The sequence below is a fragment of the Oceanidesulfovibrio marinus genome, assembly GCF_013085545.1.
Taxonomy (GTDB): Bacteria; Desulfobacterota; Desulfovibrionia; order Desulfovibrionales; family Desulfovibrionaceae; genus Oceanidesulfovibrio; species Oceanidesulfovibrio marinus.
Genome location: NZ_CP039543.1, coordinates 4,451,071 through 4,465,189 on the forward strand (window position 1 = coordinate 4,451,071; position 14,119 = coordinate 4,465,189).

The following is a 14,119-nucleotide window of genomic DNA, read 5'->3' on the forward strand; positions in this document are numbered from 1 at the left end:
ACCGCGCCCAAGGGCTGAAGGCTTTTCAAAGGGTTTCCCTCTTGCCAGATTAAAGAGGGAGAACCGCGCTGCTTCTTCATCCCTACGGCGCAAACGACCGCGCCCAAGGGCTGAAGGCTTTTCAAAGGGTTTCCCTCTCGCCAGCATCCATAGCCGGCACACACCGCTCGCCAACCAGGAGGAAGCCGATGTCGATGATACCGATACCGCACGGACCGGTCCGCAGTGTGCTCGCGCTGGTGCTCGGCCTCGCCTTTGGCGTGGGCTTCTACGTGGTGTTCTTCCAGGGGCAGGGCACGCTGGAACTCTCGGCCGATCAGCTTCCGGACATGGTGCTGACCAGCGTGGGCGGCGAGGTGCAGTCGCTGCAGGAGATCGCCAGGGAAACGCCGGCGGTCATCGCGGTGTTCGCCTCCTGGTGCCAGTACTGCAAGCCGGTGATGCGCCACCTCAAGCAGTTCAACACCTACGGCCATGGAAACGGCGTGGCCGTGTACGCCGTGAACTACGGCGAGGACGCAGCTGCGGTGCGCCAGGTTGTTGAGGATTTGCAGCTGGAGATGCCGGTGCTCATGGACCAGCACCTTACCTTTGCCAGGAGCCTTGGCATCGACGGCATCCCCGTGGTGCTGGGTGTGGCGCGCGGCGGCGAGATACGCTATACGGCCTACGCCCTGCCGCCAAAGGAGGAGTGGGCCGACTTTGTCGCATCCTTGAAGTGAGTATTGGGATACGTTCCTGTCCGCAGGCCGGTGTATTGTGTTGTATAGGCAAATATGGCGGGTGCCCGGACCGAACATCTATACTGGCCCATAACACCTGGAACAGGCTAGGAATGTTGCAGGATTGGTGATAGACCCCATGCTCTATCCAACTGTGTTTTGTTTGCGCGCATGACGTTTCCGGGGGGAACATGCCGAAGCTTGCAGGATCATTTTACACCCTGGGCAGCTCCAGCCTGGGGGACGGCGTCACCAAGCAGGAGGTGATGCGCCGGGTCAACTGGTTCGCCATCTTTCTGGACGGCGACCAGGTGCTCGTGACCGCCACGGAAGCCAAGGGCCTGCCCACCACGGTGTCGCGCGCGGTGCCGCTCAAAGATTTCTTCGCCAAGTTCATTCCGGACAAGACGCACTACGACAACGTGGTTCTGCCTTTGCTGGAGAGCACGCGGGACAAACTGGAGTCCAGCGAGGGCAAGCCCTCGCGGCTGAGCCCGGACGAGATGATCGTCTACAAGGCGTTGCAGCTGAGCAAGCACCACGTGCCAGGCGCCACGGAACAGGAGCTCGCCGACATGCCGCTGACCTTGCTGCGCGAGCTTCCGGACTACGAAGCCTCGTTCTCGGCGCACAAGCACGAGCTCAACATGGCCAGCATTGCCTCGCGCAAGAGCGGCCGGTATCAGGAAGCGCTGGAGCTCTACAACGCGCTGCTCCGGGCCACGCCCGACGACCACCATATCGTGTTCAACGCGGCGCGGGTCTACTTCGAGAAGCAGGATTACGTGACCTGTCGCAAGTGTCTGCAGCTCGCGCTGGAGAATGACCCGGATTTCGACGCGGCGCGCAAGTTCATGATCTACCTGGACAAGCATTTTCTGAAAGGCACGTCCGAGTATCGCAACTTCCTGCGCTATCAGTTCTTTACCCCGCAGCCGTGCGAGCTGACCATCAACGGGAAAAAGTACGCCGCCGAGGTGATCGACCTGTCCGCAGCCGGCCTGCGCGTCCGCTGCCCCAGAGACGCCGCTGCGCATATGTCGACCGGCAAGGAGATCGTGGTTCAGGCTGATACCGATCTGCTCAAGCCGTTGCTGCGCGGAATTCCCTGCCAGGTGGTCTGGTTCCGCGACGATGTGTGCGGCATTCTTCTGCTCGAACCGCTCGATGGGAAGTCGCCGGACTTCAAGCGCATTGTCGGTTACTCGCACATCGTGTAACAATACCATTCCGGCCCATGGGGCCGCGGCAAGCGCCGGCGATAACTCTGCGGGAGACGCCGGCCGCCGGTCCACGATTACGAAAAGGAGCGCCTGATGAGCGATGAGAATGCCTGCAAGCAGTGGCTCAACGAGGTCAACTGGGACATGGTCCACACCGACGCCGTGACCATGTACCTGGAGTGGGGCAACAACAACTGGCGCGACGCCATGCGGCCGCCCGTCACCGGCTCCGACGACTACTCCATCTATTTTGTGGTCGATACCTGGGAGGAGCCCAAGGTCGTGCTCATGAAGATGACCAAGTACGGCTCCACCACCCTGTGCGAGAAGAAGCTGCCGGACGACCTGTCTGCGCAGTATATGCACGAGATCGGTGGCCTCAAGGGCATCCACGAGCTCACGCCTTCCATCCGCAAGTGGCTGGAAGAGGAGCTGGACGTCTAGCGCCCGGCACAATACCCGAACGGAAGGCCCGGTCCGGCACGGCCATGCAGTCTGCGGGCTGCATGGAGCACCGCCGCGCCGGGCCTCTGCATACCCTGCGTTGCGAGATGGTGTGCGGCAGAGACCGCCGCCGTGCGACTGTCGTGTTGTAGCAGACCCGATTACGTGGGGGCGGCAGTGTGCTCTCCGACTCGGTTGTTTCTCGTGCCTGGCCGGAATCGCTGACCCGCGCAACCACGGAATTTCGGAATCAGGGAATCACCCCCGCGGCCGCCATGCAGACCATTCACCAGAGCCCGCCCACGGCGTGCACGATCTCGGTCATCGTGCCCGTGCTCCACGAGGCCGTGCGCATCAACGACCACATCGCCCACATCAAGGCGCTGGCCGCCGCGGCAACGGATGTGGCGGACGTGGAGATTCTCGTGGTCGACCCGGAAGGCGACACCCTGGCCGCCCTGGCCCCCGAGAACAGTGGTGTGCACGGCGGTGTGCGTGGCGTGGCTTCGCCTCCTGGTCGCGCCCGGCAGATGAACGCGGCGGCGGCAGCAGCCAGCGGCGAGATTCTTCTGTTTCTGCATGCGGATACGCGGTTGCCCGATGATGGCTTGCAACAGGTGGCGGCCGTGCTCGGCCCGGTAGTGGCGCTCATTCGTCTTGGCCAGATGCCGGCCGGCCTGCCCGAGGCCGGGGCGTTTCATCTCGCCTTTGACGACGACGGCTTCTTCTTCCGCCTGATGGCCGGAGTGGCCGGCCTGCGCAATCGCCTGCTGGCCACGCCGTACGGCGACCAGGCCCAGTTCTTCACGGCGCGGCTCTTTCGCGAGCTTGGCGGCTACCCGGACCTGCCGCTCATGGAGGACGTGGCCATCATGCACAGCGTAGGCCGCAGCGGCCGCCGGCCCGCGTTCGCGCCGGGCAAGGCAGTCACCTCCGCGAGGCGTTATCGGGAGGAGGGCGTCCTGTTCGCGGCCGCGCGCAACACGGTGCTGCGGCTGCTGTACGGGCTGGGTGTTCCGGCCACGCGGCTGGCCCGGCACTACCCCAGGCGGCGGAGCACGTGAGTCAACACACGAACATGATTATGCTCTTTGCCCGCAGCCCGGAGCCCGGCGCGGTGAAGACGCGGCTGGAGCGCGACCTCGCACCGCTCATGGGCCGGGATCAGGCGCAGGCGCTTACCCTGGCGCTGTACGAGGCGTTTCTGCTGGACACGGTGGACGGTCTGCGGCAGGCGGCCGGGGAGGGCGTGACGCTGCGCGTGTGCTTTGATCCGCCAGAGGCCGGGCCGGCGATGCGCCGTCTGCTGGGCGCGGATCTGGAGTACGCGCCGCAGCATGGGGATGACCTTGGCGCGCGCATGGCCAATGCCTTTGAAGAGGCGTTTCGGAGTGTGGACCGCGCCGTGCTGATGGGCTGCGACGTGCCGGACTATCCCCAGGCCCTGGCCGTGGGGGCACTGGATGCTCTTGGCGAGCACGACGCCGTCATCGCACCGTCGCTGGATGGCGGCTACTTCCTTATCGGTTTTCACAGAGCAGTCTACCGCCGCGAGTTTTTTGAAGATATCGAGTGGGGCGGGGCAACGGTGCTGCGCGATACCGAGGCCGTGATTCGCGCCGCCGGGCTGCAGCTGGCCACGCTGCCACCATGGAACGACGTGGACCACGCGCACGACGCCCTGGCCATGTGGGCCATGCACCGGGGCGGCACTTTTGGCGGCTCCCGCACGTACAGGATTCTCGATTCCCACGCGGCCGTGCTTCGGCAACTGGAGGACGACGCTGCCACCGGCGCTTCCGCCGAGGCGATATGCAGGGACCTGGAGGCATCGCGCGAGGCCATTCGCAGCCGCCTGGCGTGGGATACTTTTGTTGCCGAGTGAACGCTAGAGATTTCAATATATTGTAGCGGTGCGCTGTGTGGCGATCGTCCGGTTTGGGCTTGACGTCCGGCCCAAGGATGTCCACTTAAAGGCCTTGAGCGAAATTCACGAGAGTCCCCGTGATTCTTGTACATCTATTTGGAAACAAGACGAAGGAGCCCTCATGTCGTACGACAATGAAACCATGCAGAACGCCATACAGGACATCAGCAGGCTGATGCAGTTCGAAAACTGGATCCGCTTTTATTTTATCCGCGAAGAAGATGACACACTGTACGTGCGCATTCCTGACGAAGCGGTCAAACGCATTGAGGAAGAGTATCCGCTGTACATCAGCATAGTCGAAGAGCTCAACAACAAGCCCATCGACTATGAAAAGTCCATGGCCACACTCTGCAAGCAGGTCGTCACCATCTTTGAAGGCGACAAGTATCCTTTTGGCATCTCCGGCGATGTCTTCGACACCAAAGATTTCCAGGCCGAGATGCACCTGTTCAATGTGTGGGTGCAGAGCCATGAGTCCCAGCTCGACCAGGCTTTCATGGACTTCAGCACGTGGCAGGAGATTTTTGGAGAGTGGCGGCAGGATGATCGCGTGAAGGAATACTTCGAGAAGCTGTGCAAGCATGCGATCAACACGACGGTCAAGTGCGAGTCCGACACCGTGCACTAGACCACCTTGCGTCCGAGGGCTCTGCCCAGATTTTCCGAGGGGCGCTGCCCCTGACTCGCCCCGTCCCAAGAGGCAGAGCCCCTTGGTTTGAGGGACGCTGTCCCTCAAAACTCCCTGCAAGGGGCCCTGGCCCCTTGACCCCGTTCTGGGGCTGGGGGAACTATGTCCTTCCGGTCACCGGGCGCATGCCGTTTTCTGGGCGGCCGGCGGCATCCCCACATCCCAAAATCCCCCCAGCCCTGATTTCTTGACACGAAATCACGCCACCATGTATCAATAATCATGGGCCTTTTGTTTGCACCGGCCCGGGTCATGTTTTTGGGGGCACTCATGATGCGCGTGAAGGAACACTCTGGTTGGATGCACCGGCTCGTCGCGGTGCTGCTTGCACTTTGCCTGGGGGCGGGATGCCTCGGTCTGGGCGCCTGCTCGTTCGGTGAAGGGAATGATGGCGACGCCGGCGTGGGCTACTCGCGGCCGCCCAGCCCGGGGCCTGAGTTCATGTGGCTGGAGACCGGCCCCGGTACCGGATACTGGAAGTACACGGGAGAACCGCAGCCAGGCCAGGTGTGGGTGCCCGGACACCGCCAGCCGGACGGCGCCTGGGCTGCAGGCCATTGGCGCGATCTCTGACCCGCACCGCCCAACGCATATTGCAATATCTTTCTGGGGGACGCCGTCCCCCAGTCCCCCTGCAAGGGGCTAGTGGCCCCTTGACCCCTTTCTGGGGTCCAGGGGAATTGAATTCCCCTGGCCGCCGGAGGCAGCCAGAGATATCTCGACGTTATGTCCTCTACCGGGACCCAGTAGCCCCCGGACTCCTGTATGGAGTCCAGGGAACTAAGTTCCTTAGCGGGAGCCCGAGATCAGGTTTCCAGGGTGCCGCGCAGGTCGTCCAGCGTCATGACGCCGTAGCCGTTCATGAGGATGGGCAGCTCGTTGACGATGGAGAACACGGTATCCGGCCGCATGAAGTTGGCGGTACCGATCTGCACGGCGTGCGCGCCGGCCAGGATGAACTCCAGGACGTCGGTGGCGTTGGAGATGCCGCCCACGCCGATGACCGGGATATCCACGGCCTGGCACACCTGCCAGACGCAGCGCAGGGCCACGGGTTTGATGGCCGGGCCGGAGAGCCCGCCCACCACGTTGGCCAGGCGGGGGCGCCGTGTTTTCAGGTCCACGGCCATGCCCAGCAGGGTGTTGATGCAGGTCAGCATATCCGCGCCGGCGTCGGCCACGGCCTTGGCCACGGTGGTGATATCCGCCACGTTGGGCGAGAGCTTGACCATGACCGGCTTGTCCCCGGCCGCGTCCTTCACGGCGCGGGTCACGGCTGCGGCCTGCTTGGGGTCTTGTCCGAACGCCTGGCCGCCGGCCGCCACGTTGGGGCAGGAGACGTTCACCTCCAGCGCGCCCATACGCTCGTCCGCGGCCAGCGCGGCGGCGAGCTCGCCGAACTCGGCGGCGTCGCAGGCGTAGAGGTTGGCGATGACCGGTGTGGTGTCGTGGGGCAGGGCCGGGAGCTTTTCTTCCAGAAAGCGTTCCACGCCGATGTTCTGCAGGCCGATGGCGTTGAGCATGCCGCACGGCGTCTCGGCGATGCGAGGCATGGTGTTGCCGGCGCGCGGCTTGAGGGAAAGGCCCTTGACCACGATGGCGCCCAGGTCCTCCAGCTTGCCGAAAGAGGCGTACTCAAGACCGTAGCCAAACGTGCCGGACGCGGTCATAATGGGGTTCTTGAGGTCGAGGCCGGGCAGCGATACACGGGGGTCCGATATTGTCGGCGTCTTGGAGGCCATATCCTTGGTTCCTTACAGCTCTATCTTGTGGGACCAGAAGACCGGTCCCTTGGAGCAGACCTGCACGTTTTCGCCCTTGGTGTCCTTGATCACGCAGCCAAGGCACGCGCCCACACCACATCCCATCTTGTTTTCCAGGGAAAGTTGTGCCATTGCGCCGTGCTTGGCCGCCATCTGTTTAACGGCGCGCAGAAACGGCGTGGGCCCGCAGGCGAGCACGAGGCCGCTGGTGGCGTGATTCATGATCGCCTCGTCCACCATCTCCAGAAACACGGGCAGATCTTCGGGCGAGCGCTCATGGAAGCTGCTCACGGTCATCTCCGGGACCAGGGTCTTGGCGTTGTCAAACGGGTACGTCTCCAGGGGCAGGCGGTGGCCAAAGATCAGCTCCAGCTTGTGGGGCGTGGGGTGGTTCTCGGCGTAGGCCAGGAATGGCGCAATGCCCACGCCGCCGGCCAGCATCAGGGTGCGCTTGTCCTGGATGGCGAAGCCGTTGCCCAAAGGGCCCCAGACCGTGACCTTGTCGCCGGGGTTGGCTGCGGACAGGCGTTCCGAGCCGCGCCCCTGGGCCTGGATGAACAGGGAGAGGCCGGAGGAGACCAGCCGGCTGATGGAGAAGGCCCGGCCCCAGATCAGCTCCAGGCCGAAGCTGGGGTGGCGGACCATGACGAACTGGCCGGGCCGCCAGTGCGACCAGCCCGGATCTTCCAGCCGCAGGGCAAAACAATGGGTGACGCCAGTGGACGTTTGACCGAACGGCACGACGTCCAATACGGTAAGCTCCTGACATTGAATATTACGCAGGTATACCGGCGCTTTTACGCTTTTCATCGGCATGCGCCTCGTAGGAGAATAGGATAAATGACGGACATGCAATCAGATCTGTCGCAGGCACAGAAGAATCATCGCCCGGAGATATTGGCTCCCGCAGGCGACAGACAGGCGTTCCTCGCGGCTCTGGCCGCCGGGGCAGACGCCATATACATGGGTCTTAAACATTTCTCTGCCAGAATGCAGGCTTCGAACTTCGCCGTCAAGGAAACCATGGCTTTGGCGGATCTTGCACACGCCCACGACGCCAAGCTCTATCTTGCGTTCAACACGCTGCTCAAGCCGGGGGACCTGGCCGCCGCCGGGCGGCTTGTGGAGCGGTTCTCGCGGCCCAATACCCCGTCTCCCGATGCGCTGATTGTCCAGGATCTTGGAATGGTCGAGGTCGCCCGCCAGGCCGGGTTCCAGGGGGAGTTGCATCTCTCCACCCTGGCGGCGCTTTCGCCTACGGCCGGGCTGCAGACCGCGTCACAGCTGGGCGTCTCCCGCGTGGTGCTCCCGCGCGAGCTGGACATCGAGGAAATAAAGGCCATGGCCGAAACCTGCCCGGAGGATATGGACCTGGAGGTCTTTGTCCACGGCGCGTTGTGCTACGCCGTGTCCGGCCGCTGCTACTGGTCCACGGCCCTGGGCGGCAAGAGCGGCCTGCGCGGCCGTTGCGTGCAGCCGTGCCGCCGCATCTACGCCAGGGGCAGGCACAAGGACCGCTTCTTTTCCTGCTTCGATCTCGGCCTGGACCTCATGGTCAAGACGCTGCTGGAGGTGCCCCGGGTGGCCTGCTGGAAAATCGAGGGCCGCAAGAAGGGCGCGCATTACGTCTACTACACGACCACGGCGTACCGCATGCTGCGCGACCAGGGCCGGGACCCGGCCATGCGCAAGGAGGCCGAGGCCATCCTGGAGCGCGCGCTGGGGCGGCCCACCAGCCGCTCGCGCTTTTTGCCACAGAGCCGGCAGCTGCCCCTGCCCGGACCCAAGGACGCCGGCCGCACCGGCTCCGGCCTGTTCGTGGGCACCGTGGCGCGCACACCCGAAGGCACGGCGTATCTCAAACCGCGTGTGCCGCTTATTCCACGGGATTTGTTGCGCATCGGCTCCGAGGACGAGAAGCACCACCGCATTCTCAAGGTGAGCAAGGCCGTGCCCAAGGCCGGCACGCTGGATATCCCGCCGGACTCCGGCCCCTTCCCCAAAAAATCCCCGAACGGCAAGAGCACGTCTTTCAGGGATGATCGCCGCGGCCCCAAGGGCAAAGACGGGAAGGACGGCAAGTACGGGAAGAGCGGAAAGTTTCAGAGCAAGGGCGGCAAACGGCCGTTCGTACCGCGGGGCAAGGTGCCGCCGTCCGGCACGCCGGTATATCTGGTGGACCGGCAGGAGCCGCAGTTGATGGAGCGCATCAACGCGATGGAGGCCGAGGCGCAGCGCAGGCCCGAGATCAAGTCGCCCGGGGAGTCGAAGTTCCAGCCGCGGCTGCCGGAGCGGTACGTGGCGGGCAAGGAGCCGATCATCGACATGCTGGTGCGCCGCTCCCCGCCCAAGGGCAAGGATACCAAGTTCCGCGGGCAGCTCGCGCTGTGGATGTCGCCGCGGCTCATCGACCAGGTCTCGCGGACCTTCCTGCCGCGCACGTGGTGGTGGCTGCCGCCGGTCATCTGGCCGGACGAGGAAAAGCTGTGGCGCGCCGTGCTGCTGCGCATGGTCAAGCAGGGGGCGCGGACCTTCGTGCTCAACGCGCCGTGGCAGATGGCGCTGCTGCCGGAACGCCAGCCCGAGCCGCAACGCAAGACCGAGGGCAAGCGCAAGGTGCCGGAGTGGCAGATCCTGGCCGGGCCGTTCTGCAACATCTCCAACGCGCTGGCCGTGGAGTCGCTGGCCGGGCTCGGCTTTACCGGGGCCATTGTCAGCCCGGAGCTGGGCAGGGACGACTACCTGGCGCTGCCGCAGCACTCGCCGCTGCCGCTGGGCATTGTCACGGGCGGGTTCTGGCCGGCGTGCGTCTCACGCCACACACCCGCGCCCATCAAGCAGCGCGAGCCGCTGACCAGCCCCAAGGGCGAGGTCTACTGGCCGCGGACCATGGGGCAGAACCTCTGGCTCTTCCCGAGCTGGCCCGTGGACCTGTCCGAGCACCGCCAGACGCTGGAAAACGCCGGCTACCGCTGGTTCGTGACCGTGGACGAGGTCAGGCCGAAAGAAGTGGCTGATCCTGGGAGAACGACTGTTATGAACTGGGATGGTGGGTTGTTGTGAGGGGGTCAGGCTATATCAGTGCTTATGAGCTGGGAAGAAGAGGGGACAATGCGCCGCTGCAAAATGCCTGCGCGATTTCTTCCTGAAGGCTTTTACGGTCTTCGGTCTCTAAAGCATCATTCAGGAAATCATCGATGTCTTTGAGTGATATTGAATTTGCTCTTGGATGGCTATGAATAAAGAACTGGTTGTTGATGAGACATATAAGCCCGATACCTTTTTCTCCAAGGTCGCAGATGGATGGTCCATCAATATCCATTAGCTCCTGATGGGCCATAAGATAGCTTTTATGTGCTTTGCGCTGATGGGAATGCGCTTCGGCAATGGCTTCTTTATCGACTTGCCATTTTACTTCCACAGTAACGACTTCCATTTCAGCACCACAAAGAACACTAAACCTGTTAAGTCTATATCCAATGACGTCAGGCGTATTCCATCGTCCCGGGAGTCGGCGTTTTACACCCAGCGTAACCGCTTGGTACCCCTCTTGAGACAGGATTTCGTGTGCATAAGGGTAGAGTTTGCTTTCGTGCTTTTTCTCTTGTGCTTTTTTTTCACCGTCCTTAAATTTTGATAGGTCTTTTGCGGTGTCATCTATCGTTTTGTCTTGTGTTTTTGTTGTATATAGTTCAAAGCCACCTGTGCGCCCAGCTCCTACACTTACAGCTAGGTGCTCTAGAGATAATATTTGCAGTATACTATAGTAGTATGGGTCAAGATTGTATTCTTGAAGGATGGGAGTGATTTCATTTTTAGAGAGTCTGTTAAATGGATTCTCTTTAAGTTTTACCAAGATAGTATTAATACACTCTCTCAGGTCGGATAGATAACGCTCTTGTTTGTCTCGAGTCGTTTCTAACACATAAACGTTACTTGTCCCCTGCGTTTTGCGGATGGCTCCAGTGAGTTCAAGAATATAAGGAACCGACGGTGGGGCATCTTTAAGCCCTAATTGTTCAAAGCTGATGAGGTCAGGGGAGGGGCTACGTTTAAGAATTTCAGGGAGCGATTGTTCGATGACTTTAATACTCTTATCAAGTGTTTTGTTGTCAGCGGGCATTTGGCGCTCCTTTTTTATTTGAAATATTATTATGGATTCATTTGTGTGTAAAGAGGTTGCTGATAATTTCCCCGCCCCAGTCCTCAGACCAAGGCGGGGCTTCCTCAACTTTCTTTTCTCTCATCCGGCCCATACTCACTCGTCATTGCACCCGCACGTGTCGCCGCTGGCGGCTTTCACCTCGGTGGGTTTGCCCGGCTCCAGGCGCAGCATGGCGCAGTCCGGGGCCTCCTGCTTCAGCAGCCGCTCGAACTCGTCGGTGCTCTGCTCCAGCACCGGGAACGTGCCCCAGTGCATGGGCGCGACGGCGTCGCAGTCCAGCATCCAGCAGGCCATGGCGGCCTGGCGCGGGTCCATGGTGAACACGCCGCCGATGGGCAGCATGGCCAGGTCGATGGCGTAGAGCTTGCCCCAGAGCTCCATGCTCGAAAAAATTCCCGTGTCCCCGGCGTGATACGCTGTGTAGCCGTCCGGGAAGGTGAGGATGTAGCCCACGGGCACGCTCGTGTCCGACGAGTGGAACGCCTGCGTCATGGTGATGGTCACGCCCTTCACCGTCACCGACCCGCCGATGTTGAAGCCGATGCCGTTGATGATCTGCTCCTGCGGCACGCCTTGCTCCACCAGTTTGCCTGCCGTGCCCACCACCGCGCCCACCATGGCGCCGGTCCGCTTGGCCAGCTCCACGGCATGGCCCACGTGGTCCCCGTGGTCGTGCGTCACCAGAATTATGTCCAGCTTCTCGATGGATTCCGGGTCCACCGTGGCGAATGCATTGCCCTCGAAAAACGGGTCGATGATCACCGAAACGTCGCCGGCGGTGAGCTGGAAGTTCGCGTGGCCGTGCCAGGTGATGGTATGATTCATGATATCCGCTCCTTTCTCTAGGAATATTTTGTGTGCAGTTGTTCTGGAGGAAAACCTTTCTGAAGAAAGGTTATTCCCCCAGACCCCCTTTCCCAAGACTTTTCATTGAAAAGTTTAGGAAAGGAGAGCGCGAGAGGGAGAACCTTTTTTAAAAGGTGTCCCTCTCGCCACGATACATCAAAAAAAGTTGAAGCTCACCCCTCCCAGCGGGAGGAGAGGTCGTGCGGCACGCCGAGCTGGTCGAGGATGCGGGCCACGAGATGGTCGACGAGCTGCTCGATGCTGGCGGGCCGGGTATAGAAGCCGGGGCAGGCCGGCATGATGGTGGCGCCGGCCTCGGCCGCGGCGGTCATGTTGCGCAGGTGGACGAGGTTGAGCGGTGTTTCCCGCACCACGAGGATGAGGGGGCGTTTTTCCTTGAGCGTGACGTCGGCGGCGCGGTGGAGCAGGTTGGCGCCGAAGCCGTTGGCGATGGCCGCGAGGCTGGCCATGGAGCACGGGCAGACGACCATGCCCTGGTGTTGCCAGGAGCCGGAGGCCGGGGCCGCGGCGATCTCGTGTTGGGAGTAGACGCGGGTGGCGCGGGTCAGGCGTTCGTCTAGGCCGGCGCGGGTGAGCTGCGTCTCGTGCCGGAGCACTTCCCGGGCGCCGTCGGAGATGACGACGTGGGTTTCAACGTCCGTGTTGTCGGCGAGGATATAGAGGAGACGCAGGGCGTAGGGCATTCCGCTGGCGCCGGAGATGCCCAGTATGATGCGGCGGGAGGTCTTCATCTACGGTCTTCCTTTGGGCGGAACCTTGGGCACGCCGGGTAGAGGGATGTCCAGCTTGTTCCAGACCGAGTCGATGCGGGCCTTGACCTCCGGGTCCATGCGCAGGGAGCTGGGCCACTCGCGGAAGTGGTTCTCGTCCGGGCCTTTCTTGGTGGCGTCGATGCCGAGCTTGCCGCCGTAGAAGGCAGTGGGCGAGGCGTGGTCCAGGGCGTCGAGCGGGCCTTCGACAATGACGAGGTCGCGCCGCGGGTCCACGTTGTTGCCCACGCGCCAGAGCACCTCGGAGACGTTCTGCACGTTCACGTTCTTGTCCACGATGACGATGATCTTGGTGAACATCATCTGGCCCAGGCCCCAGAGGGCGTACATGACCTTGCGCGTCTGGCCGGGGTAGCGCTTGTCGATGGAGACGAAGCAGTAGTTGTGGAACACGCCTTCCAGCGGCAGGTTCATGTCGATGACTTCCGGGAGCTGCTTCTTGATGATGGGCAGGAAGATGCGCTCCGTGGCCTTGCCCATGTAGCAGTCCTCCATGGGCGGCGGGCCCACCAGAGTGGCCGGGTACACGGCGTCCTTGCGGTGGGTGATGGCCGTGACGTGGAACACGGGGTAGTCGTCGGCCAGGGAGTAGTAGCCGGTGTGGTCGCCAAAGGGGCCTTCGCGGCGGCGCTCGTTCGGCTCCACATAACCTTCGAGCACGAACTGGCAGTTGGCCGGCACCTCGATGTCCACGGTCTTGCACTTCACGGTTTCCACGGGGGCCTGGCGCAGGAACCCGGCAAAGAGGAGCTCGTCCACCTCATCCGGGATGGGCGCGGTGGCGGCGTAGGTCACGGCCGGGTCCGGTCCGATGGCCACGGCCATCTCCAGGCGCTCACCCTTCTGCTCGGCCAGGTGGTAGTGGTAGGCCCCGCCCTTGTGCCGGTGCCAGTGCATGCCGGTTGTGTTTTTGTCGAACACCTGCATGCGGTACATGCCCACGTTGCGCATGCCGGTTTCCGGGTTCTTGGTAATGACCAGGGGCAGGGTGATGAACGGGCCGGCGTCCTCGGGCCAGGTGGTGAGCACGGGCAGGATGGAGAGGTCCACCTCGTCGCCGGTGATGACCACGTCCTGGCAGGGCGCCTTGGTGACTGTTTTGGGGAAGATGTTGGCCATGCGCGAGAGCTTGGGCAGCATCTTGAGCTTTTTGACGATGCCTTCGGGCTTTTCGAGCTCGATGAAGTCCGTGATCTGGTGGGCCACGTCGTCGAGGCAGTCCACCTCCAGGGCCATATGCATGCGTTCGTACGAGCCGAAGGCGTTGGTCAGCACAGGGAACTTCTTGCCCTGGACATTGGTGAAGAGCAGGGCCGGACCATAGCCCTTGGAGGCGCGGTCGGTGACCTCCGCAATCTCCAGATAGGGGTCGAGCAGTGCGCCCACGCGCTTGAGCTCGTTCTTCTTTTCGAGGTCCTTGATGAAGTCCTGAAGATCCTTGTAGGCCATGGGTGTTCCTCCAACCATGAATGACTACACGAGAGCACGCCGCGGAGCAAGACTGGCGCGGCTGGAGAAGCGCGGGGAGAGGGAGGAACGTGGGAGCA

General features: G+C 62.3%; 14 protein-coding genes. 8 read left to right on the plus strand and 6 right to left on the minus strand.

What is annotated here, in order from left to right; all coding sequences use genetic code 11:
* The first annotated feature begins 188 nt into the window (after positions 1-188).
* The 7 genes from E8L03_RS19480 (at position 189) to E8L03_RS19510 (ending at position 5,580) form a co-directional block, all read left to right on the plus strand.
* The gene (locus tag E8L03_RS19480) at positions 189-722 is read left to right on the plus strand and encodes a TlpA family protein disulfide reductase (protein WP_171268258.1); all 534 of its coding nucleotides are present in this window, start codon (positions 189-191) and stop codon (positions 720-722) included.
* Positions 723-913: 191 nt separating this feature from the next.
* The gene (locus E8L03_RS19485) at positions 914-1,942 is read left to right on the plus strand and encodes a PilZ domain-containing protein (RefSeq protein ID WP_144307178.1); all 1,029 of its coding nucleotides are present in this window, start codon (positions 914-916) and stop codon (positions 1,940-1,942) included.
* 96 nt (positions 1,943-2,038) lie between these two features.
* Positions 2,039-2,389 carry a DVU0772 family protein gene (locus E8L03_RS19490; protein WP_144307179.1) on the plus strand — a complete coding sequence of 117 codons (351 nt, stop codon included), beginning with the start codon at positions 2,039-2,041 and terminating at the stop codon, positions 2,387-2,389.
* 275 nt (positions 2,390-2,664) lie between these two features.
* Positions 2,665-3,453: a TIGR04283 family arsenosugar biosynthesis glycosyltransferase gene (locus E8L03_RS19495; protein ID WP_171268259.1), complete on the plus strand. Its 789-nt coding sequence runs from the start codon at positions 2,665-2,667 to the stop codon at positions 3,451-3,453.
* Positions 3,450-4,274 (plus strand): TIGR04282 family arsenosugar biosynthesis glycosyltransferase, encoded by an 825-nt coding sequence (locus E8L03_RS19500; RefSeq protein WP_171268260.1) that lies wholly within the window; start codon positions 3,450-3,452, stop codon positions 4,272-4,274. The genes E8L03_RS19495 and E8L03_RS19500 overlap by 4 nt, the downstream gene beginning before the upstream one ends.
* Positions 4,275-4,437: 163 nt before the next feature.
* Positions 4,438-4,947: a hypothetical protein gene (locus E8L03_RS19505; RefSeq protein WP_244963587.1), complete on the plus strand. Its 510-nt coding sequence runs from the start codon at positions 4,438-4,440 to the stop codon at positions 4,945-4,947.
* Positions 4,948-5,277: 330 nt separating this feature from the next.
* A complete protein-coding gene (locus E8L03_RS19510; protein WP_171268261.1) occupies positions 5,278-5,580 on the plus strand; it encodes a hypothetical protein in 303 nt (100 codons plus the stop codon).
* A 233-nt stretch (positions 5,581-5,813) separates the two neighbouring features.
* On the opposite strand, the gene E8L03_RS19515 is transcribed toward E8L03_RS19510, so the two are convergent.
* Together E8L03_RS19515 and E8L03_RS19520 are read right to left on the minus strand one after the other, a co-directional pair.
* A complete protein-coding gene (locus E8L03_RS19515) occupies positions 5,814-6,749 on the minus strand; it encodes a dihydroorotate dehydrogenase (RefSeq protein WP_171268262.1) in 936 nt (311 codons plus the stop codon).
* Positions 6,750-6,761: 12 nt separating this feature from the next.
* Positions 6,762-7,511: an iron-sulfur cluster-binding protein gene (locus E8L03_RS19520; RefSeq protein ID WP_328592855.1), complete on the minus strand. Its 750-nt coding sequence runs from the start codon at positions 7,509-7,511 to the stop codon at positions 6,762-6,764.
* 108 nt (positions 7,512-7,619) lie between these two features.
* Between E8L03_RS19520 and E8L03_RS19525 the strand changes: the two genes are divergently transcribed.
* A complete protein-coding gene (locus tag E8L03_RS19525) occupies positions 7,620-9,833 on the plus strand; it encodes a peptidase U32 family protein (RefSeq protein ID WP_171268263.1) in 2,214 nt (737 codons plus the stop codon).
* A gap of 22 nt (positions 9,834-9,855) precedes the next feature.
* On the opposite strand, the gene E8L03_RS19530 is transcribed toward E8L03_RS19525, so the two are convergent.
* The 4 genes from E8L03_RS19530 to E8L03_RS19545 all read right to left on the minus strand — a co-directional run bounded on the left by E8L03_RS19530 (position 9,856) and on the right by E8L03_RS19545 (position 14,021).
* The gene (locus E8L03_RS19530; RefSeq protein WP_171268264.1) at positions 9,856-10,893 is read right to left on the minus strand and encodes a hypothetical protein; all 1,038 of its coding nucleotides are present in this window, start codon (positions 10,891-10,893) and stop codon (positions 9,856-9,858) included.
* Between the two features lie 135 nt (positions 10,894-11,028).
* Positions 11,029-11,760 (minus strand): metal-dependent hydrolase, encoded by a 732-nt coding sequence (locus E8L03_RS19535; protein WP_171268265.1) that lies wholly within the window; start codon positions 11,758-11,760, stop codon positions 11,029-11,031.
* A gap of 194 nt (positions 11,761-11,954) precedes the next feature.
* Positions 11,955-12,533, minus strand: a complete 579-nt coding sequence (locus E8L03_RS19540; RefSeq protein WP_171268266.1) for a UbiX family flavin prenyltransferase — start codon at positions 12,531-12,533, stop codon at positions 11,955-11,957.
* A complete protein-coding gene (locus E8L03_RS19545) occupies positions 12,534-14,021 on the minus strand; it encodes a menaquinone biosynthesis decarboxylase (protein WP_171268267.1) in 1,488 nt (495 codons plus the stop codon).
* Between the last annotated feature and the right edge of the window lie 98 nt (positions 14,022-14,119).